Genomic DNA, 22,306 nt, shown 5'->3' with positions numbered 1-22,306 from the left:
ATAAAACCGACAATTATATGGATAATAAAAATGTCAAAGGCCCGGCACAAAAGAATTGTACCGGGCCGCAGCTAATTCACAATAAAACAATCTTAAAAAGCTTGTCTTACAGTTCTGTTATTTGCTCTTCAAACTCTGTCATCGGCAGATCTGTCTCCACCAGCGCCTTAAAACCGCCCTTGATGTTGACCATATCGTTGTAGCCGCGAGACTTGAGTATGGAAATGGTGATCATGGAGCGGTAACCGCCTGCACAATGCAGGAAGTAACGCTTGTCACGGTTCACTTCGCTCATATTGCTATTGATGAAATCGAGCGGGAAGTTCTGCGCGCCAATCACGTGCTGTGCATTATACTCGCTCGCTTTGCGTACATCCAGTACATTCACACCTTCCTGGCCGAAGTGCGCTGCAAAGTCCTCAGCGGTCACCTCTTCAATGGCGTCTACCTCTTCTCCTGCTTTGACCCAGGCTTCAAAGCCTCCCTTGAGGTACCCGATTGGATTGTCGTAGCCAACCCGGGCCAGGCGGGTCACCACCTCTTTCTCCCGGCCTTCGTCGGCAACAAAAAGGATAGGAATCTTCAGGTCTGTAATCAATGCACCTACCCACATCGCGAAGTTGTCGTCGATACCGATAAAGATCGCGCCCGGAATAAAGCCATTGGCAAACTCGTCCTGATGACGGGCATCAATGAGCAGTGCTTCTTCCTCTGCCCAGGCCGCTTTGAAAGCACGTACGCTCAGTGCGGCAAGGCCTTTTTCGAGCACCTCATCGATAGAGTCGTAGCCCATCTTGTTCATGACCGCATTCTTGGGGAAGTACTGCGGAGGAGCCACCAAACCATCGGTCACTTCCTTCACAAACGCCTCGCGGGTCATGGGCTGCAGGGCATAGTTGGTCTTCTTCTGATCGCCGAGGTAGCCCCAGGTCTCTGAGCTCATCTTCTTACCACAGGCAGAACCTGCACCGTGGCCAGGGTACACAATGACTTCATCAGAGAGTGGAAGAATTTTGTGGTGCAAGCTATCGAAAAGATGCCCGGCCAGGTCTTCGCGGGTCAGGTCGGTCTTGACCGCCAGGTCAGGACGGCCGACATCGCCCAGGAAGAGGGTATCCCCTGTGAAAATTGCGTGCTCCTTGCCTTCCTCATCGTATAGCAGGAAGGTGGATGATTCCATCGTATGGCCAGGAGTATGCAGGACTTTAATGATAACATCACCAACTTTCAGTTCTTCGCCATCAGTAGCGATATGGGCTTCAAAATTGGGTTGGGCAGTAGGGCCAAATACGATCGTTGCGCCGGTTTTATTGGCCAGATCAAGGTGGCCGGAAACAAAATCCGCATGGAAGTGCGTCTCCAGAACGTACTTAATGCGTGCACCATCAGCTTCTGCGCGCTCAATATAAGGATCCGTTTCGCGCAAAGGGTCGATAATTACGGCTTCGCCATTGCTCTCAATGTAGTAAGCTGCTTCGGCCAGGCATCCGGTATATATTTGTTCTACTTTCATGGATAAAAAATTTATAAGGTTTGGACTGAAGTAAAAGACTATTTTGTTAAAACATGAAGATTGTTTCATGATTCAGGGCAAACAAAAGCGGCCCTTGTCAACTGCTCAGGGGCAGCGGTTGTGGTGCTTGCAAATCATCTTCAAAGGAGTTGTTTCGTGATTACAAGGGCAAATATAAAGGGGATTGGCAGGCTGAATTTGTGATCTAGGTCAAATAACGGGGTGACTTTTGTCACAATAGCGGTGATAAATGTCACCTCTTTTCGGGGCGGGCAAAAAAATCGCCGTGCAGCGGAGGTAAGATGGTGACAATAGAATGCTGCTGCCCGGCGTAGACGGCAGAGGCTTGGAGTTATATAGAAGAGCTCCTTAGGCGGAACTCGAAAGTATGGCAGCCTCTGCACCAGTGCTATCCACAAAAAAGAGGAATAGCGACTCAATAGACTTGATACGTTACGTCTGTGTAATGGGAAGAAGAGAGCCCTTTTGACCCTGCAATGATTCCCGGTGCATCAAGTCTGATAAATCAATAAATCAATGATGATTAGTTGTTTGTTCTTTATGCCTCAACAGTTGCCGCTTCACTTTATCGGCGGCACTGGCTACGGCCTTCTCGAACAAATCGCTGTGCTCTTCGGCAAAAAAAGTATGCCCGGGCACCGTTAAACGTAATTCTACAATCTGTTCTTCAGCGTGGCGGTGGCGCTTTTCCCCAATTTTGAGGTACACCTCCGCTTCGATAATCTGATCTGAATAATTGGCTAATTTGCTGACTTTCTCCTCAATGACGCCGTCCAGGTATTCGTTTACCTGAAAGGTGGAATGCACTTGTACTTTCATAAGTTCAATTTTCTAGTTCGGTTAGGTTGGTTGCTTCGGGCAGCGTTCAGAGCTGCGCGTCTTCCGTTTTTTGAGTTTCTGGTGGATTCCGTTTTAATGAATGAATACCTCCAAGTTAGCGCTGGGGCAAAAGAACCGCATTGACAAAGATCAGTTGCAGTAGTTGATCCTTATCACTACCTTTATAGCGAGCTGATAGTCAGGTTCTACAGAATAATATAACTATGAGATGGCTAATAATTGCCGGCTGGCTCCTCGCCTCAGGGGCGGCTTTTGCACAAAATCTGGGCGGCCAATGGGACGGATACCTTTCTCAGGATGGTAAAACCGACACCTTTGTCTACCGGATCCAACTCCAGCAATCCGGCAGCTCCCTGAATGGCGAGGCGTACTCTGCTACTGGAAATGGCAGGCATTCCGCCCGCTTCCTCCTCACGGGCTACTGGAATGGTCAACAGCTTATTCTGCAGGAAGTCGAGCAGACCGAACCGGCCTCCCCAAAATGGTGCACCAAATACGCCACGCTAAACCTGGAAGAACAGGGTGGCATCCCTACCCTTTCGGGCCCCTGGCGCGCTGATGGCTGCACGCCCGGACAGATGTTCCTCAAACGGCCGGTCAAATCCGTTACGGATACGGTGGCCCAGGAAATAGAGCCCACCATTGCCGGTAAGTGGTCCGGTACCCTTTCACAGTCCGACCGGGACTACGGGTTTTATTTTGAAATCGATCTGGGGCCCCGCGGATTGGGAGGGTCTTACATTGTCTCAGAAGGTAACGGGGGCAGTGCTCACATGGACTTGGAATACCGCTACGATGCCCCAAACAACCAACTGCATTTTCAGGAAGGCGCCGTGGTGAAAAAAGAGGACCCGGCCTGGCCCTGGTGCATCAAATCTGGCGACCTCGCCTACCGGCGCGAAGGTAGCCGGCTCGTTCTCGAAGGTACCTGGGCTGGCTATATCGAAGGGTATGATATGGAATCGGGGCCCTGTGCCAGCGGTGCCCTCTACCTCGAAAAACCGGTGCTTACCGAGGAGATTGTGCAAACCCGGCAGGCCATTGCCGAACCCTATCAGATGGAAAACCAGCGACAGATCAAAGTGCAGCGGGTGCTCGAAGTCAGCAGCCCGAATATCCGAATCAAAATCTGGGACAACGGTACCGTGGATGGCGACGTCGCCACCCTCTTCCTCAACGGTGAGCGCATTCTCAATAAGTACAGGGTGTCCAAACGCCGTATCGGCATTCCGGTCACCTTATCCCAAACCGACAACTTCCTGGTACTCCATGCTGACGACCTGGGCGATATCCGCCCCAACACCGTAGCCGTCTCCGTAGACGATGGCGAGCGGGAACAAGTCATTATCGTCAGCTCCAACCTTGAAGAAAGCGGTGCCGTCATGATCAAGCAGTTCAGGGTTGATTAGACCGTGTTGGGATTTTGGTCTTCCAGTCGAAAACTAGCGCTCTGTCAAGTATGCAATAAAAAGTGGAGCCAAACCAGTAAGCACGGTGCGACTTCGGAGAAGCTACACCTTTTTAACCTTCGCCACACCACAGGAGGTCGACTTCGTAGAAGTCGCATGTCATCTCCAGCCAGAGGAGATGCCCTTTCTGCTCATCTCCGGCCACTCAGCTTTTCATACTTGACAAAGCATTAGCGCATTTTTTTTGATTAGACAAGGCACAGAAACTCGAGTTCAGCCAAGGTTAAATAGCCTGTCCCGCAGTTTGCGGGAAGGATTTCCGTAACAAAGTACAACCCAAAATGGTCCCGCCCCTTTGCAGGACAGACCGATTACTGAAACTCCAACAATCCCCTTAGTCCTCTTTTTGCTTCTCCCCGCTGAACTGCCCGTTGGGCTGTATCAGGGTGACCTGGTAAACCGCTCCTGCCGAGTTTTGCTGAAAAAGCGCCGTATATCCCTCCAGCCCTTTGAGCCCAAACTTGTATCCGCTTTCGTAGACCAGCGTGTAGACAGGCTGGCCGGGCACCTCCATTTTCAGGGTTTCTCCTTCCAGTTTCACTGTAATCGGCTGAACGCCCATTATTAAATAAGTGCCGGTGTAAGACCTGAGTTCTTCAACTGAAAAGGTCTTTGGTTCGGGCTTCCGCTCCAGGGTGAGCGCAGGGAGCGTAGGTTCCAGCTTCACTTTAGCCTGGTGAACGGCCCCTTCCATATCTGTCAGGAATTGCACCTTCGTTTCGCCAAACAGGGGGTCTTTATTGTAGAATACATCATAGTGGTAATGGCCCAGCGGTAGCGCTTCCGGTACCGCTACCATCTTCAGGTACAAACTATCGCCCTGAAGGCTTATCTTGATCTCGTCGTACCCGGGATGGCTAAAGGTCCCCGTGTAGGCTTGCAGATCATGAGATGGTGTGGTCCCTTCCTGCCGCACGACATCCTCTTCTACTGTCATTTCTGCCTCTTCCTGCTTTTCCCGCAACTTCAGGGCTTCGCCATTCCAGTCGCGGATTTCAGTACCGGTCAGGAGGTCTAACACGTAGTTGCGCAGGATACCGGGTACGGGGTTGCCGTTCAGGTTGGTCAGGATCACCAGTCCGATGGAATCTGCCGGCAGCAGGGCGACATCTGCGGAGAAGCCATCAATATTGCCGCCGTGAGCAACGAGCTGATGCCCCTTGTGGTTACTCAGGAACCAACCCAGGCCGTAGGCAACCGGTGCATTGCCGTTGTCAAAACGCAGGGCACCCACCCATCCGTTCGGTACGGTCACCGCAGGTGCCATGGCTTCCGCAATGGAGCTGCCCTCAGCGATTTGTTCGCCCATATAATGGCCACCATTGAGCAGGGCAAGCACCCAGGCGGCCATTTCCTTCGGTGAGGCATTGATCGACCCCGCAGGACCTATGGCATTGATATTCCGGTAGGGCATCAGCTCCACCTTGCCTTCTGCGGTTTTCTGATAAGGCAGGGCGGCATCCTTGTCATTAGCCATTTGGTCCACCTCAAAGTTGGCCCGGTCCATGCCCAGCGGCTTGAAAATCCGCTTTTGGACTTCCTCTTCCCAGGTGGAATTGGCGACTTCACCGACCAGGTGCCCTGCTGTCATGAACATCAGGTTTTGATATTGGAAAACTTCCCGGAACCCCGCACTCGGCTCCAGGTACCTCAGGCGCTCCATAAGCTCAGAACGGCTAGCAGCAGAGCCATACCACGACAGGTCATGCCGGGGTAGCCCGGAACGGTGGCAGAGCAGGTCACGGACGGTGAGGTGTTGTGTCACATAATCATCATACATCCGGAATTCCGGGAGATAGTCGAGGACCGGAGCATCGAGGTCGATTAACCCTTCCTCCGCTTGCTGCAGAACAGAGAGCCCCGTAAAAGCCTTGGAGGAAGAGCCGATGGCAAAGAGGGTATTGGGTGTCACCGGTGACGCACTCTCGAGGTCCCGCTGCCCGTAGCCCTGCACGTAGACGATCTTATCATTTTGTACGATACCGAGCCCGATACCCGGCACTTTCCAGTCTTCCAGTAGTTGATTGGCAAAGGCGTCGATCTGCCCGATCTGCTGCTCGGGCAACTGCCCCCATACACTATGCCCGGCGATGAACGCCAGTAAGAGTAGAAATCCCTGCTTGATACGCATGCTTTTCGTTTTGGTTGAACCGCCAAAGTAGCCGAAAAGACAAACCGTACCGCATTTTATAGAAGAGCGCTTTAATAATTTCGATGAGCAGCCCCGTACACAAAAAATCCGGTCAACCACTGCCTGAGCGATTGACCGGATAATATGGAGCCAGCATAATGCTAAAAAAATTACTTCACACGTGCACGCTCCTTGATACGAGCTTTCTTGCCCACAAGGTCGCGCAGGTAGTACAGCTTGGCTCGGCGTACCTTACCACGCTTTAGTATCTTAATATCTACAATATTAGGAGAAACGATCGGGAAGATACGCTCTACACCAATACCGCTTGAGGTTTTCCGAACGGTAAACATCAGGTTGCTGCCATGGCCTTTGATCTTGATCACGTCACCACGGAAATCCTGAATACGTTCTTTATCGCCCTCTACGATCTTGTAGCTTACCACAATATTGTCACCGGGGCGGAAAGTTGGAAAGTCTTTCTTTGCCAACAGCTGATCTTCTACAAACTTAATAGCATCCATCGTACTGATATTTGAGTATTGTCAGGGTCTTTCAATTAGACGTGCAAAGGTAAATTAATATTCCGAAATTCCTAAGCTTTCGACAGAATAAAAACCACCTGCTTTGCCTGATAGCGGCAAGAGACCCCGCAGCAAAAAACAATCCTCGTGGAATATCTTCCTGCAGCTGTTGACAACCCCGGCTGATCCACTATATTTGCGCTGCTAAAAACAGCTACAGAATTATGGATATAAAAATCACCGTTGTAGACCGGCAGGGAAAAGCGCATGAACTCGATGCACCTACGGATATGAACATGAACCTCATGGAGCTCTGCAAAGCTTATGAGCTGCCGGTAAAAGGCACCTGCGGTGGTATGGCACTCTGCTCTACCTGTCATGTTTATGTACAAAGCGACCACGAGCTGCCCGAAATGAGCGAAGATGAAGAGGACATGCTGGATCAGGCTTTCTTTGTGGAAGACAACTCCCGCCTCGGTTGCCAACTCCGCCTCACTCCCGAAATAGACGGGCTGAAGGCGCAACTGGCTCCCGAAGACGAAGAAGCCTAGTTTAAGTCCTGGGAATTGGCTATCTTGTCTTAAACGACAGACATAATTCCCAAACCATGAAGACGCTAACCTGCCTTGTGCTTTCCCTATTTCTCCTATCAGGTTTATTGGCTCAGACCGATACCCTTAGCGGCGTCATTAACCACTACAGTCCGGTATCTGCTATTGACACCTGCACCGCCCGTGTGACCGTGGGCAACGCCACAAACTTTCAGCAAGGTGACACCATCTTGATTGTGCAAATGCAGGGTGCGGCCATCTCTGTTGCCGACAATTCCCAATTTGGATCCCTAACGGGGCTGGGTGCTGCAGGTACCTGGGAGCAGGCCGTCATTCAGGAGGTTCAGGACAATGACCTGCTGCTCGCTCAGTCTTTACTCAACACCTATAATATAGCCGGGAATGTACAAGTTGTGAGTATCCCCTACTTCCAACAAGCAATAATCACCGGTTCGGTCACCGCCCAAGCCTGGGATGGACAAACCGGGGGGATCCTCGCCTTCCGGGCCGGTACGCTTACCCTAAATGGGGGGCTTACGGCAACCGGAAAGGGGTTCCGGGGCGGGAGTGCTGCCCTGGACTACGATGGCAGCTGTACCTGGCTGATCAATTATGAGGGCTACCGCTTTGCCGCCGGTAGCATTCGTGGCGGACTCAAGGGAGAAGGGATAGGTGGCATCCCAACGGCCTGGCCCCGGGGCAGAGGCGCGGCAGCCAACGGGGGCGGGGGCGGCAACGACCATAATGCCGGTGGTGGCGGTGGAGCATTGCTCACTGCCGGAGGCCGGGGCGGTGAAAACGACAATCCTGACTTCTTCGGCTGCAAAGGCTTTGGGGAAGGGGCAGCAGGCTGGGCCCTGCCCAATAACGACCGGCTTTTCATGGGCGGGGGCGGGGGGGCTGGCCATGGCAACAATAATGTAGCTACAGACGGTGGAAATGGCGGAGGCATCATTTTACTGGAAGCCGACCAAATCATTAGCAATAACGGGTTTATCGTAGCAGATGGGATGCATGCCCTAAACACCGGAGGCGATGGCGCAGGCGGTGGCGGTGCAGGTGGCATGATCCTGGTGAACGCCAACAATATCCTGGGTGCAATTACGCCCTTTTCAGCGATGGGCGGTAATGGCGGCAGCGCCAACAACAACAATCAGGATCAGTGTTTCGGACCTGGCGGCGGCGGCAGCGGCGGCTACATCCGTATTCCCGATGGTTTTGATACTGATATTTTGCTGCAGGGTGGCGAACCGGGGCTGTCCCTCAACTCTTCGGCCTGCCCGGAATCGCCCAATGGAGGGACAGCAGGTTCCAACGGGCTGATCGAAGGGCCTCCGGTTATTCCGTACAGTACGGCACCAACAGCACAGCCCCCGGTGGCCTCTACCGATCAGGATACCCTTACGGCTTGTGCAGACCAACTTACCCTGAGCGCTCTGCCGGGTGGCCCGTTCAGTAGTCTAAGCTGGGAGTTTGACGACGGAAGCGGCTTTGTGCCAGTGCCAGACAATGCCGTCTACGATGGTACTGACACGCCCAATCTGCTCATAAATAATCCGGCAGCAGCGGCTGGCTTTAGTTTCCGCCTGTCCGTTTCCTCCAACTGTTTCCCACCTGTTTACAGTCCGTTGATTGAAGTAACGCCCGGAGCTCCTCCCGTAGCCGACTTTTTCTTTGAGGTGAATGGGCTTACGGTCAGCTTTGGGCAAACCAGTACAAACGGCATAAGTTACAACTGGGATTTTGGGGACGGCAATACAGCTACTGCCCCTTCTCCCGACCACACTTACGCCACTGCTGGCCATTACACCGTCACCCTTACCGCAGCCAATGCCTGTGGGGACGACACCATTGAAAAGACCATTATTGTAGGAAGTGCACCGGTAGCGGACTTTAGCGTAAGCGGCAGCAGCAGTGGCTGTGCCCCCAGGAGCATCGGCTTCGTCAACCAATCGACAGGCACTTTTGACAGCCTGCTTTGGGACTTTCCCGGAGGTACGCCTGCTTCCTCCACACAGCCTAATCCAACGATTACTTATGAAACGCCGGGCACCTACGATGTAAGCCTCACCCTATTCAGCAGCTTTGGCCCGCAGCAAACTACAGTAGAAGACCAGGTGCTCATCTACACGCGACCAACAGCGGCTTTCGTCTATGAAGCAGATGGCTTTACGGTTACCTTTACCAACCTTTCTGCCGATGCCACCTTTTATTCCTGGAACTTCGGGGACGGCTCGACGAGTATGGATGCCGCACCCGTACATACCTTCCCCGGGCCTGGCAGCTACGAAGTGACACTCAACGCTTCCAACCCCAATTGCTCAAGAGCCATTACGGAATCGATCTTTTTACAACCCTCGGGTACGCGGGTTACGGAACCCAGGCAACGGGTGCAGCTATTCCCAAACCCGGCTGCTGACCAAACCTGTCTGTTGGCTTTGCCCTCCCTGCCCTACCCTATAGCCTGGCAGTGCTTCAATGCCACCGGGCAGCTTGCGGCCTCCGGGCAGCTGAGCCCGCCGGAAAACTGCATTGACCTGCGAGGTTTGCCTGGCAGTACCTACTATATAAAAGTGTGGAGCCGGGAAGGGATGTTTGTTTTACCCGTGGTTGTGCTCTGATTTTGGAGATGCTATGTTAACCAGCCCGGCCCCTGCTCCGTTAGAGGCAACCGGAGCACTGCCCCACGCCGTCAGGTGCGGAATGAATGTAATAGACTTGATGCGCCGGGTCAGTGCAGTGGGAAAAATGAGCTATTTTAACCCTGTAATGATCCCCACGCATCAAGTCTAATCTAAAGTCATGCGAACGCCCTTTGGCAGGAACGCGCAGCTAACCCATTCCTTACCGTACCTGGCAGCCGGTTGGAGAAGCACTCAATTCATTAAACTGAGACACATTCCGCACCTACGGCGCGGGTAAAATCTGACAGATTAAAGGTTACCCACATATAGTCCCTGGCGGGACTTCAGGGGTTGGTGTTTTATGCTTTTGTAATCTGGCGGCTGGCTGGAGCGTATCAAGCTAAACAATTTATATTTGATCCTCGACAAAGCATCTCTAAAGCTTTGCCACGATCAACTGCGCAACGTGAAAAGCCGTGTCCTCCAAGCGTTCGGCGGTTTCCTTTAGTGCCGTTTCCAAACTAACCGGCCGGTTCTGAATAGAGAAGGCCGCCTGCAGCCCGATAGAACGGATCGCACCGGGCGCAGCCTGAAGAGCACCGCAGAGTGCTACGACAGGCACGCCCTTCTGACGGGCACGGGTTGTAATCCCGCTGATGAGTTTGCCGCGGAGCGTTTGTTCGTCCAGCCGGCCCTCACCGGTGATGACCAAATCTGCCTGATCAAGGGCGGCTCCAAAGCCTGCCACATCCATGATAGTTTCAATGCCGGGCCTGAGAGTTGCGCCCAGGTACGTCAGGCATCCCGCTCCCATGCCGCCCGCTGCACCACTACCTGGAATTGCAGCAACGGCTTTACCGGCAAGGGCCTCCATCTTAGGCGCAATATTTCTCAGACCCGCATCCAACTGTTCCACTGCAGCCTGATCAGCCCCCTTCTGAGGTGCAAAAATATGAGCGGCGCCCTCTTCGCCAAAAAGCGGGTTGTCTACGTCACAGAGGGTAATGATTTCAATGTTCCGGGGATCAAATAGCAGCATGCTATCGTCAATGCGGTCTACTTTGCTCAGACTGCCGCCAACGGGCTCCAACTCCTGCCCGTGCTCGTCCAGAAAACGGTAACCCAGTGCCGCTGCCATGCCCATGCCGGCATCATTGGTGGCGCTACCCCCAAGGCCCAGGATGATCTTTTCCGCACCCCGGCTCATCGCAGCGATAATTAAAGCGCCCGTACCCATCGTAGACGTTTGCAGTGGGTTGCGTTCTTCTGGCTTCAGTAATTGCAAACCAGAAGCGGACGCCATTTCAATAAAGGCGGTCTTCCCGTCGCCGGATAAGCCAAATTCGGCCATTATGGGTTGGAAAAGCGGATTGGTGGCCCGATCCTGCACCATTTGCCCACCGGTATGATGGGCCAGGATAGCCGCAGTGCCTTCTCCTCCATCCGCCAGGGGCATTTGTACGACCTCCAGGGTGTCATCTGCCGCCCGTAGACCCGAAGCAATGGCTTCACATACAGCTTCGGCACTGAGGGCGTCTTTAAAGGTATCACTGGCAATGAGGATTCGCATAAAGAGGTTATTTAGCTCAAAAAATAAAACAATTCTTAGAGTGTGTTGGGACTTTAGTAATCGGTTTGCTTATATACTCCCCTCTGAATCCAAGCGAGTTTGTGTTAGAGCTTGTTTTTTTGTGCATGCATAGTTTGCTTTTTAGTGAAAATAGTAAAAAACTAATTCGTGGGTCGCCTCAGTAGCACGAAGTGCGTGTTTGGAGGCACGCTTAAGACTATATTTGGAGCTTGCTCCTATTGCAAACCAGGGACTTATGAACCTCGCAGAAATGCAGGGCAAGCTCTGGCGCCCCCTTTTTTAGCCAGAACCATAAATCTTTGATTTTCATGACGAACCCGCGCCAAACATAGGAAGCCATTTCACAGACAGACTTCTCAAGAAGCCTACAGCTGAAGTAAGCGGCTCAACTTCTCCTCATCACCAGCCTCGAATATCGGCTGATGGAACTTATGCAATTTCTGAAGCAGGCTAAGCAGTTGGCGCTTTTCGGCCGCAGTCAGGTCGCCCGTCACCACCTGCCCCATGGGCATAATGAGGGCGTTGGCTTCTTCCACCACCTGCCGGCCTTGCTCACTCAGGCGTACGAGTTTGGCGCGCCGGTCTTCCGGATTGGGTAATTCTTCGATATACCCCTGCTTGTTCAGGCGTTTGAGCACTTCGGTGCCGGTAGATTTTTCAAGGATATTTTTTTGGATGAGTGCCGATTTGGTCAGTGGTTCCTCCTGCTCCAGCGTTGCCAGGAAGGCCCAGTCGGTAAACGAATACAAATCCAGCTGCCGGAAAACCCTACGGGCGTAGTAGGCAGCGTAATTGGTCATAAAACCAAAAAACATAGAGATCAGCCCATCCGTATTGGGCGGAAGTGTATTACTTTTGTGAGGGCTAATGCCCTGTTGCACCAGCCATTCTCCAAAAGCAACCGGCGACAAAGCGCCTCCGCCCTGCTCCTGCTGATAGGCTTCCAACCAATCGATGACCTGCTTAGCATTTTCGGCCGTCATAAAAGTTTTATTTAGCACTAAAAAAGTACAATACCGAATAAACCCTTTTACAAACAGAATGTTCTGGAGGCATAAAAATCATCACCACGACAAAACCATCTGATGAAAGTTCAATACATTTTCAGTTCATTGCTTGTTTTGATGCTAGGCACCACTTTATCTGCCCAATCGGGCATCATCAAAGGGAAGGTCACCGATGCGCTTAACAATGAGCCGATCCCCTTTGCTACCGTCATTATCCTGGGCACTGATATTGGTGCGACCACCGATGTCGATGGCAATTATGAAATCACCGGGCTGGAACCAAAGCTTTATGATATCAGAGCTTCCTACCTGGGCTACAGCAACAAAACGGAGTACGAAGTGCAGATCACCAACTCCAAACCCGCTATAGTCAACCTGGCAATGAGCGAGTCTGTACAAGACCTGCAGGAAGTTGTCGTCAAAGCTTCCCCTTTTACAAAAACGGAAGAGAGCCCTCTGTCTTTGCGCACGATCGGCGTGGCGGAGATTCAGCGTAACCCGGGCGGCAACCGGGATATTTCGCGGGTCATCCAAACCCTTCCCGGGGTAACTGCGCCGGCTGGCTTCCGCAACGACCTTATCATACGGGGCGGTGCGCCCAATGAAAACCGCTTTTACCTGGACGATGTGGAAGTCCCTACCATCAATCACTTTGCGACGCAGGGCGCTTCCGGTGGCCCCGTGGGGCTGATCAACGTCAACTTCATCCGGGAGGTGGAGTTTTATAGCGGCGCCTTCCCTGCCAACCGGGGCAATACCCTGAGCTCAGTGCTGGAATTCAAGCAGCGCGATGGCCGGGACGACCGAATCGGCGGCACTTTCCTGTTGAGTGCCACCGATGTTGGTGTGACATTGGAAGGACCGGTCGGAGATAAGACGACTTTCCTGGCTTCCGTACGGCGTTCCTACCTGCAGTTTCTTTTTGACGTGATCGGGCTGCCCTTTTTGCCGACCTACAACGACTTTCAGGTCAAGGTGAAGCATAAGTTTAATAAGAAGAACGAGCTGACCTTTATTGGACTGGGGGCACTCGATCAGTTCCAGCTCAACCTGGACGCCAACGAGACCGAAGAGCAACAGTTCCTGCTCAATCAGCTGCCCGTATCCCCACAGTGGAATTACACCAACGGCCTGGTATACAAACGCTATGCGGACAATGGCTTCTGGACCTTCGTCCTCAGCCGGAACATGCTCAACAACGAGAGCGAGAAATACCTCAACAACGATGACAGCAGCGAGGATAACCTCACCCTGCGTTATAAGTCGCAGGAAATCGAGAACAAACTCCGCGTGGAGCATGACATCCGCATTGGCGATTTCAAACTCAACTACGGCCTGGGCTATCAATATGTGAAGTATAACGTCAATACGTTCAACCGCATTTTCACGAGCGCCGGGGCACAGACCATTGACTTTGCTTCCAATTTTGACCTCAACCGCTATGCCCTATTTGCACAGGGCAGCCAGAAGTTTTTGAACGAGCGGTTGATCCTTTCGCTGGGCTTCCGCATGGACGCCAATGACTACAGCTCGGAAATGAGCAATCTGGCGGAGCAGTTTTCACCCCGCTTTTCCGCTTCTTATGCCCTTACCGAGCGCCTGTCGTTCAACTTCAACACCGGCATTTACTACCAACTGCCGCCTTATACCGTATTGGGCTATCAGGAAGACGGGACGTTTGTGAATAGAGAGAATGGGGTCAGGTATATCCGCAACGACCATATCGTGGCTGGTTTTGAATTCAATACCGCTTCCAATTCTAAAATTTCCATTGAGGGGTATTACAAATACTACTACAACTACCCTTTCCTCCTGCGCGACAGCATCACGCTGGCTAACCTGGGCGGCGACTTCGGCGTACTCGGCAATGAGCCGGTGGTGCCCCGCTCAGAAGGCCGCAGCTACGGTTTGGAATTCCTCTTTCAGCAGCGTTTGTTCCAGGGCTTCTACGGCATTGCCTCCTACACCCTGGGCTGGAGCGAGTTTGAGGACAAAAACGGGGACTTCATTCCTTCTTCCTGGGATGCACGCCACATTGCGAACGTCGTTATTGGCAAGCGTTTTGGAAAAAACTGGGAAGTTGGCGTCAACTGGCGCTTTCAGACCGGTCTGCCCTTTACACCATTCGACCGGCAGGCCTCTGCTCTCGTGCTCAACTGGGATGCTAACGGCCGGGGAGTCCGTAATTTTGACTTGCTCAACACCCGCCGGGCAGATCTGGTCAGCGCCATCGATATCCGGATCGACAAAAAGTGGTTCTTCGACAAGTGGAGCCTGAACCTGTTCCTGGATATTGAGAACGTCACCGGCAACGGCGTAGGCAATGATCAGCTCATCCTCGATCGCCCGCTGGATGAGAACGGGCAGCCAATCGGCGGAGGTGTTATCGTCAACCCGGATGCGCCTCTCAATGAGCAACAGTTCCGGCTAAAGACCATTAACGATGCTGCGGGCACGGTGGTGCCGAGTATCGGGCTGCAGATTGAAATATAAGGTAACCGGTAACCGGTTGTCAGGCGAGTTTAGTAACTTCGAAACCTGACAACCGGTTTTGATGAAAGAAAAGCCTGACAAAGACTACCTCCTCCGCAAATTGCGCTTCCTGCCGCTGCCTTTGCAGGAGGCACTCATTCTTAATGGCCAGCTAAAGCAGTTTCCGGCAGGCACTACCCTGCTCCGGGAAGGGCAGTATGTGAGTGCGATCCCTCTGGTACTGGAGGGCCGCCTAAAAGTCTACGCTGAGGTAGAAGCCAAAAGACTCCTGTTATACTATATCAGGCCTGAGGAAAGCTGCGTGATGTCATTCAGTGCAGTGCTGGAAGACCGCCCGAGCAGTATTGTCGCTGAGGTAGAAGAAGATGTTACAGTGCTGCTTTTGCCCCGTGAGCAGATTCATGAATGGTTGCGCCACTACCCCATGCTGAACCATTTGTTCTTCCGGCAGTACCAGCGCCGGTATACGGAACTGTTGCAGAACATCGAACAGGTGCTCTTTCACCGTCTTCCCGACCGCCTGCTTGCCTACCTTAACGACCGCAAGCGCCTCACCGGCCATGCGAAGCTAACCCTTACCCACCGCCAAATCGCGGAAGACCTGGGCTCTGCCAGAGAGGTCATTACCCGGACGCTAAAAAAACTGGAAACCGAGGGCAGTGTGCGCTTGCTGGAAGAAGGTATTGAAATTCTTTAGGAGCTTGTTGGGATTTTGCTTTTAGAGCGAACGCCCCCAAAAGCAAAATCCTAACAAGCGCTAAGTTTTTACCCGGGTGGTGACTGCGGTCACCAGTATCGTCCTCAACCCGCCCTTATCTTTGAATCAACAAAAACATAGCGACCATGAGCGCCAAAAAAATTGCAAAGCTGATCGCAGCCTGCCTGGCTTGCCTGCTTCTAATCTGGGGCATGGTCGCATTGATTCAACTTATTCAAACCTAATACGTCATGAAAAAGAACATGGGAAATACCGACAAAATGGTCCGCGTCATTATTGCGATCATCATTGCAGCCTTGTACTTCACCAACACCATTACAGGCACACTGGGTATTGTACTGCTGGTGCTTGCCGGGGTGTTTGTACTGACCAGTGTTATTAGCTTTTGCCCGCTCTATGCACCGTTTGGGCTGAGTACCTTTAAGAAAGCTTAGTGCATGTTTTGGAGCAACCTTTGCGTTGCAAATTACCTCTAAATACAACCTAATAAAAAAGCCGCTTTGGGTAACTCCAAAGCGGCTTTTTTGGTTTAACTCAACTATTCCGCGTATTCCGTACTGATTTCCGAATGATTCTGTTCGAGGTTCATATCAATTACCCGGACTGCAATGTAAGAGCCAATCAGGCTTACAGCTATACCCTCTGTGAAAACAAACAGGCTTGCCGTAAACGGATTAAAATACTTACCAATCGGGATGGTATCCTGTATATAGTTCATGAAGGTAGTATCACCGATCAGGTAAAACATGACGAATGCGGTAAAAGGCAGGACGCCAATAATTGAGGCATACATACCGGTTATCACCCCGGATACATAATTATTAATGGTTTCCGGATTCTCCCTTCGATAGCGGCGTATGGCAAGGTAAAGCAGCCCGATGTGGGCGACTCCATTGAGGATCCTGAGATTGTAGTTTTGAACCTGAATAACCTCATGCATAAATAGGAATAACCCTATAAAACTGGCTAAAAGTAAGAGACCGTACTTGATTGCTATTTTTTTCATAACGTGATGCTTGATTTCTTATACAACTGGAAATCAAGTACCTATGTTTACAAATCTCCGTTACAACTTTAAAATTGGTAGCGGAACCCTACCCCGTTCCCGGTAAAGGAGAGCCCTTGCAGCAAGGGTTGCAGGTCATCATTCCCATTGGCCTGCCAAAGGTAAGCGGCCAGGTCAAAAACAAACAGAAACCCACCCTGAAGGATGATGGATTTCCCGAATCCACGCAGCCGCTCTGGCTTGTCTTCGGTGTTTTTGGAACGCTCCATAAGATAGGCACCGCCCAGCATATAGCCCACATCAAGCCCGGCATTGAACAGGAAGATTTTCTGTACGCTATGCTGTTCATTGATGCTCTCGTATAAGCCAAACGCAGAAGGATCTGCTTTGGTGGCGGCGATATACCCGGCAGTGGCCAGCCCGAGGTTGACCAGGTTCCAGCCCGCGTTCATCCCATGAAAATACCGGCTTTCGCCTGACCGCTGACTCGCCAGGGTTGCCCCGAGGGCAATATTCCCAATTGCCCAGCCGCCCAGCACCATCATACTGGTCTTTTGCTTTTGCAACCGGTTTTGGTTAAAATCCAAAAGTGCGTTGGTCTGCGCATAGCCCAGCATCAGAAAATTGAAGAAAGTAAAAGTGAGGAGGATCCGCTTGGTTGGCATAGCTTCGGTTTTTGATGTAAGAAATCCTCCCGGGCGGGGAATGTTCATCAAAACTTCAGATAATACTGCCTGCAGTGGGATCCTGCAGGCAGTACTTTCTTAGTCTTCCCGAAGAATGGCCACACCCCAGGGCTCCAGCGGAAGTAGGGTCTGGCCATTGTACTTTTTGCCCGTCAGCAGATCCGTGCTGCGCATGACTGCCTCTGCGGTCGTTTGAGGCTCGGGGCTGTAGTTGAAAACGTAGTGCAGGACGGCTCCCTGCCCGTTTACGCCTTTGCGGATGATAACAGGGAAGTGTGTATTTGGGCGCTCTACTCCTGCCTCGTCCACTGCGTCAGCGATCAGTTTTTGCATAATCGCAGGGTAGGGCCACGCTCCGATGTAGGTGGCCTGCCCTTTGCCATACCGGTTTTGAGTAATGCAGGCGTACCTGCCCCAGTGAGGATGATCGTAGCGCCCCAGCACCTCCGCTCCTTCGGGGGTTAGCAGTTCCGCCCAGATGGAGACATAGTTTTCCGCTTCCCCCACCCCGAACGGGTCGTTCTTTAACGGCAGGCGGTCAATACCTGTGAACTGCTGATAGGAAAACCCTAAAGTTTCCCTAAGCATTGCGGGCTGCCGCTCCATGTGCACCTGTACGTGCTCATCCGTGAACCCGCTTTTGAAACCATAGAGGATATGCCCGCCGTTTTCCACGTAAGCATTAAGCTTTTCGAGCTCAGCATCAGAAGCGGTGTAGAGCGGAGGCACAAGCAACAGTTTGTACCGGCTCAGGTCATCCACGGTATGGTCAGCGAAATCCGCCTCTACATTCATTTTGTAAAGGGTTTCGTACCAGTTGCGCACGATATCGTTATAGTCCATCTGTTTGCTGAAGGCAAATTCCTTAAGGGAAGTAAGCGCTTCATTGCTGAAGTAGATGGCGACTTCATTGTCTTTTTTAAGATTCACCAGGGCCGGGCTGAGCTCTTCAAGTTCGGCTGCGACCTCCTTTGCTTCGAGATAAGTGGGGTTGGGCTCCATATCGTGAGAGAGCAGCCCTTTCCAGTAAGTCTCTGCACTGTTATGAATGGAGTGCCAGTGCCAGTACATCACCGCGTTGGCTCCATTGGCGAGGTGGCTGTAGGCTTGAGTGCGGAGTTGCCCTGGGTACAGCAACTCCTGATTGGAAGGACCCAGGATGCTCTGCGCGGAGGTTTCCATCACCAGGTAGTTGTCCTGCTTCATAGAGCGGGCCAGGTCACCTCCAAAAGCAATCATAACTCCGTCGAGGCGGTCACCGGTGCCATGGTAGATATCGATACCGGCAATATCCATAGCCCGGGCGGCTTCAAAGTGGTCTACGCTAGCCTGTATGGCATAGCTGCCGCTGCGCCAGTCCATATCGAAGTTTTGCGTCACGAACTGATGCGGCTGCTTGTATTCGTTGACAATATCCACCTGCCAGGCCAGATATTCCGTCACGAGCAGGCGGCGGAATTTTTCGAACTCATTGCGCAGGCTGCCGTTGATGGTACCGATGGTGGAAGGCATGTCCGCCCAGTCAAAAACAGAGTTGCTCCAGTAGTGCAGCCCAAAGGCTTTGTTCATGGCTTCCGGCTCACCGAATTTAGCCTTCAGGTATGCCACAAACTGCGCCTGAACATTGGCGCCTTCCGCACCGTAGTGTTTGGTCTCATTATCGACCTGAAAGCCGATCACCGCCGGGTGGCGGGCCGTAGTTCCCATTTGCCTGCGAATAATACGCTCGGCATGGAACCGGAAAGCCGGGTTGGAAATATCCATAATCTGCCGGGCGCCATAGGGGCGTTGCCCGTTTTTGTTGGTGAGCAAAATGTCAGGATGTTTTTTAGCCAGCCAGGAAGGTATAGCGTAAGTGGGCGTACCAATAATGACCTTTAGCCCATAGGCATGCAGCGTGTCAAGGATGCGGGTAAGGTAATCCGTTTTGAACACACCGTCCTGCGGCTCCTGATAAGCCCAGGTCGATTCTCCAATGCGCACCACATTGATCCCGCAGTCTTTCATCATTGCAGCATCTTCCAACAGGCGGTCGGTAGGCAGGTATTCGTAATAATAAGCCACCCCATAGAGGATTTCGTCCATTTTGCCAGGGGTAAAAGCAGGTTGTGCCCACACAGAGGCACTAACAGCGCTAAATAGCATCAAAAAAAGGGAAAGTCGCAGTAATTGCACCATGTTTTAGTGGTTTTGAGCCTGTTTTCACCTGTCAATATAGCGGACTGGCATACAGGTGAGCACAGGATGCGCCTTCACTTTATGAGAACCGCAGCCCGGCTTAGTGTACTTTTTACAAGAATATCTGTACTTTCCGCTCAATTCGGGTTATTTTTGTCGCCACATTAAAAACCACATCTATATGATTGGGCAATTGAAAGACAATAAAATACAACTCAAGCGCATCTTTATCGAGTCTAAACTCCCGGATGCCCTGCAACCCCTTAAGGTGCTTGCCAACAACATTTGGTGGTCCTGGAATAAGGAAGCCATTGCGTTGTTTGAGTACATCGATAAATCGAAATACATCGATCTGCGTTATAACCCCGTAGCTCTGCTCGAGCAGCTATCGCCCCAAAGAGCGGAGGAGTTGGTCAATGACGATGCCTTCCTGCAGCGTCTGCAGGGGGTCATGCAGGAATTTGAGGCTTATATGGCGGTAACGCCTGAAACGGGCAGCCCCAAAATCGCCTACTTCAGCATGGAGTACGGCTTGCACATCTCCCTGCGCCTGTATTCTGGCGGACTGGGCGTGCTGGCCGGCGACTACCTTAAGGAGGCCTCCGATGACAACTCCAACCTGATTGCGGTGGGCTTGCTGTACCGCTACGGCTACTTCCAGCAAGCTATCTCTCTCAACGGCGATCAGATTAATAATTTCCCTCCTCAGAAATTCACGAAGCTCCCCATACAGCCGGTGCGGGACGAACAGGGCGAATGGGTAAAGATCAGCATCGGGCTGAAAGGCCGTATGGTGTACGCCAAAATCTGGGAATTGAAGGTTGGCCGTATTTCCCTGTACCTGCTTGATACCGATATTGACGAGAACGAATGGCACGACCGCTCGCTGACCCATCAGCTGTACGGCGGAGATAATGAGCACCGCCTGAGACAGGAAATCCTGCTCGGCATCGGTGGCGTCCGGGCCCTGGAGGCTTTAGGCCATACTGACGCCGACATCTTCCACTGTAACGAAGGCCACGCCGCGTTCCTCAATCTGGAGCGCCTGAAAAACTACATACAGCAAGACAGACTCACTTACGAGGCGGCACTGGAAACGGTACGCTCTTCTTCCCTCTTCACCACCCACACACCGGTACCTGCCGGCCACGACTACTTCCACGAAGACCTGCTGCGGGAGTACCTCTACAACTACGCCGCAGAGCTCGGCATCGACTGGCAGCGGTTTGTGGCCCTGGGCAAAATTGACCCGCACAACCACGATGAGCTGTTCTCTATGAGCCACCTGGCCATCCGCCTTTCACAGGAGGTCAATGGCGTGAGCCAACTCCACGGTGCCGTGTCTCAGAAAATGTTTAAGGTGCTTTATCCTGGTTACCATCCGGAAGAACTGCACCTCGGCTACGTGACCAACTCTGTCCACTACCCGACCTGGATTGCGAAAGAATGGAATGACCTTTACCTGGAAAACTTCGGCAACGGCTTCCTCCGCGATCAGTCTAATAAAGAGTACTGGCGTAAAATCCACAATGTGCCTTCTGAGCAAATCATGGGCATCCGCCGCAAGCTCAAGACCCGCCTGCTCGACTATGTGCGGGAGACTTTGCAGGAAGACCTCACTCGCCGGGGCGAAAACCCACGCAGCATTTTCGAGTTCATCAATGCTATTCAGGACGACGCGCTGGTGATTGGTTTTGCACGCCGCTTCGCTACCTACAAGCGGGCCCATCTGTTGTTTACCAACCTTGACCGGCTCACGAGCATCGTTGGCAACAGTGACCGCCCTATTATTTTCCTCTTTTCAGGTAAGGCCCACCCGGCAGACGGTGGAGGGCAAGACCTGATCAAGCACATCGTCAATGTGTCTAAGCGCCCGGAATTCCGGGGCAAGGTGATCTTCCTGGAAAACTACAACATGGAGATGGCCAAATTGCTGGTACAGGGCGTGGATATTTGGCTCAACACCCCCACCCGGCCGAAGGAGGCTTCCGGTACAAGTGGTATGAAAGCCGCCCTCAATGGCGTGATGAATTTTAGTGTGCTTGACGGCTGGTGGGCAGAAGGCTACCGCCCGGATGCCGGCTGGGCACTACCACTGGAGCGGACGTATGACAATCAGGACCTGCAGAATGAACTGGACGCGGAGTCGATTTACAATATACTGGAGTTTGGTATCCTGCCTACCTACTACGACAGGGACGAGAACGGTGTTTCCGAAAAGTGGGTCGGCTATATCCGCCAAATCATTGCCGAAGTCGCTCCTGACTTCACCATGAAGCGAATGCTCGACCACTACTACGAGCGCTTTTACCACAAACTGGCCAAGCGGGGCCGCAGCCTCCGCGCCAATGGCTACAAGGGTGCCCGGGAAATTGCTCAGTGGAAACATACTATGGAGCAGCGCTGGGACCGTATTGAACTGGCTCAGGCCGACACTTTCGACAGCGACAACCGGGCCCTGCAGGTTGGCGAACAATTCTATGCCGACCTCAAGCTTTACCTCAATGGAGTGCCCGCAGAGGATATCGGGGTCGAAGTCGTTTTCTTCAACCGCGTGGACGAAGAAGTCCTCAATCTGAAGTTTAAGGAAGAGCTGCAGCTCAAAGGAGTCCGCGACGGCGTAGCTACCTACCACTGCGAGCTGGATCCAAAACTGGCAGGTGTATATGAGTACGGCTTCCGGGCTTTCCCTAAGTCAGACCAACTGGCGCACCGTCAGGACCTGCCGCTGGTGAAGTGGTTGTAGAATAGTATTTTATTAATGCAGCGGCCGTGCCACTCTTGTAGTTGTGGCACGGCCGTTTTTTTTTGTATTGACTTCTACAGCCTGAGTTTTGATGCTGCCCCAACTCCTTTAAAAGCATTGTCCTTTTACCTTTAATTGAAGGTTTTTATTACTTTTTGCCCGGCACTAATCTATTACAGATCGAATTAGTAACTTGAAAATCAATTAA

The 22,306-nt window shown here is 52.2% G+C and carries 16 protein-coding genes; 7 read left to right on the top strand and 9 right to left on the bottom strand.

From position 1 onward, the window contains the following. Positions 1-106: 106 nt before the first annotated feature. Together RIC19_RS01935 and hpf are read right to left on the bottom strand one after the other, a co-directional pair. Positions 107-1,513 carry an MBL fold metallo-hydrolase gene (locus RIC19_RS01935; protein WP_350176277.1) on the bottom strand — a complete coding sequence of 469 codons (1,407 nt, stop codon included), beginning with the start codon at positions 1,511-1,513 and terminating at the stop codon, positions 107-109. Between the two features lie 534 nt (positions 1,514-2,047). Continuing rightward, on the bottom strand, positions 2,048-2,353 hold the full coding sequence (hpf, locus tag RIC19_RS01930) for a ribosome hibernation-promoting factor, HPF/YfiA family (protein ID WP_350176275.1): 306 nt from the start codon (positions 2,351-2,353) through the stop codon (positions 2,048-2,050). A gap of 224 nt (positions 2,354-2,577) precedes the next feature. Here hpf and RIC19_RS01925 point away from each other — a divergent pair, with 224 nt between their 5' ends. After that, on the top strand, positions 2,578-3,783 hold the full coding sequence (locus tag RIC19_RS01925) for a hypothetical protein (protein ID WP_350176273.1): 1,206 nt from the start codon (positions 2,578-2,580) through the stop codon (positions 3,781-3,783). 394 nt (positions 3,784-4,177) lie between these two features. On the opposite strand, the gene RIC19_RS01920 is transcribed toward RIC19_RS01925, so the two are convergent. Together RIC19_RS01920 and rplS are read right to left on the bottom strand one after the other, a co-directional pair. Next, positions 4,178-5,974: a serine hydrolase gene (locus RIC19_RS01920; RefSeq protein ID WP_350176272.1), complete on the bottom strand. Its 1,797-nt coding sequence runs from the start codon at positions 5,972-5,974 to the stop codon at positions 4,178-4,180. Between the two features lie 170 nt (positions 5,975-6,144). Next, positions 6,145-6,498, bottom strand: a complete 354-nt coding sequence (gene rplS / locus RIC19_RS01915) for a 50S ribosomal protein L19 (protein WP_282774071.1) — start codon at positions 6,496-6,498, stop codon at positions 6,145-6,147. A gap of 224 nt (positions 6,499-6,722) precedes the next feature. On the opposite strand from rplS, the gene RIC19_RS01910 reads away from it, so the two are divergent. Beyond that, positions 6,723-7,049: a 2Fe-2S iron-sulfur cluster-binding protein gene (locus RIC19_RS01910; protein ID WP_350176270.1), complete on the top strand. Its 327-nt coding sequence runs from the start codon at positions 6,723-6,725 to the stop codon at positions 7,047-7,049. A gap of 56 nt (positions 7,050-7,105) precedes the next feature. Beyond that, complete coding sequence (locus RIC19_RS01905) at positions 7,106-9,670, top strand: PKD domain-containing protein (protein ID WP_350176268.1); 2,565 nt, start codon at positions 7,106-7,108, stop codon at positions 9,668-9,670. A gap of 439 nt (positions 9,671-10,109) precedes the next feature. On the opposite strand, the gene RIC19_RS01900 is transcribed toward RIC19_RS01905, so the two are convergent. After that, entirely contained in the window at positions 10,110-11,243 is a 1,134-nt protein-coding gene (locus RIC19_RS01900) for a glycerate kinase (RefSeq protein ID WP_350176266.1), read from the bottom strand. A 386-nt stretch (positions 11,244-11,629) separates the two neighbouring features. Continuing rightward, positions 11,630-12,247 (bottom strand): MarR family winged helix-turn-helix transcriptional regulator, encoded by a 618-nt coding sequence (locus RIC19_RS01895; protein ID WP_350176264.1) that lies wholly within the window; start codon positions 12,245-12,247, stop codon positions 11,630-11,632. Positions 12,248-12,349: 102 nt separating this feature from the next. Between RIC19_RS01895 and RIC19_RS01890 the strand changes: the two genes are divergently transcribed. The 3 genes from RIC19_RS01890 (at position 12,350) to RIC19_RS01880 (ending at position 15,916) form a co-directional block, all read left to right on the top strand. Then, positions 12,350-14,764 (top strand): TonB-dependent receptor, encoded by a 2,415-nt coding sequence (locus RIC19_RS01890; protein WP_350176262.1) that lies wholly within the window; start codon positions 12,350-12,352, stop codon positions 14,762-14,764. Positions 14,765-14,825: 61 nt separating this feature from the next. Then, on the top strand, positions 14,826-15,461 hold the full coding sequence (locus RIC19_RS01885; RefSeq protein ID WP_350176260.1) for a Crp/Fnr family transcriptional regulator: 636 nt from the start codon (positions 14,826-14,828) through the stop codon (positions 15,459-15,461). A 251-nt stretch (positions 15,462-15,712) separates the two neighbouring features. Next, positions 15,713-15,916 (top strand): YgaP family membrane protein, encoded by a 204-nt coding sequence (locus RIC19_RS01880; protein ID WP_350176258.1) that lies wholly within the window; start codon positions 15,713-15,715, stop codon positions 15,914-15,916. Positions 15,917-16,020: 104 nt separating this feature from the next. On the opposite strand, the gene RIC19_RS01875 is transcribed toward RIC19_RS01880, so the two are convergent. The 3 genes from RIC19_RS01875 to RIC19_RS01865 all read right to left on the bottom strand — a co-directional run bounded on the left by RIC19_RS01875 (position 16,021) and on the right by RIC19_RS01865 (position 19,259). Continuing rightward, a complete protein-coding gene (locus tag RIC19_RS01875; protein WP_350176256.1) occupies positions 16,021-16,488 on the bottom strand; it encodes a DUF4199 domain-containing protein in 468 nt (155 codons plus the stop codon). A 68-nt stretch (positions 16,489-16,556) separates the two neighbouring features. Beyond that, positions 16,557-17,153, bottom strand: coding sequence for a DUF6992 family protein (locus RIC19_RS01870; RefSeq protein WP_350176254.1), 597 nt, complete (start codon positions 17,151-17,153; stop codon positions 16,557-16,559). Between the two features lie 99 nt (positions 17,154-17,252). Then, positions 17,253-19,259, bottom strand: a complete 2,007-nt coding sequence (locus RIC19_RS01865) for a beta-galactosidase (protein WP_502930816.1) — start codon at positions 19,257-19,259, stop codon at positions 17,253-17,255. Between the two features lie 274 nt (positions 19,260-19,533). Here RIC19_RS01865 and glgP point away from each other — a divergent pair, with 274 nt between their 5' ends. Next, positions 19,534-22,098, top strand: a complete 2,565-nt coding sequence (gene glgP / locus RIC19_RS01860) for an alpha-glucan family phosphorylase (protein ID WP_350176250.1) — start codon at positions 19,534-19,536, stop codon at positions 22,096-22,098. The last annotated feature ends 208 nt before the right edge of the window (positions 22,099-22,306 follow it).

The sequence above is a fragment of the Phaeodactylibacter sp. genome (assembly GCF_040219495.1).
Classification (GTDB): Bacteria; Bacteroidota; Bacteroidia; order Chitinophagales; family Saprospiraceae; genus Phaeodactylibacter.
Note: the sequence above shows the minus strand (reverse complement) of the source record. Positions and strands in the feature narration are given on the sequence as shown.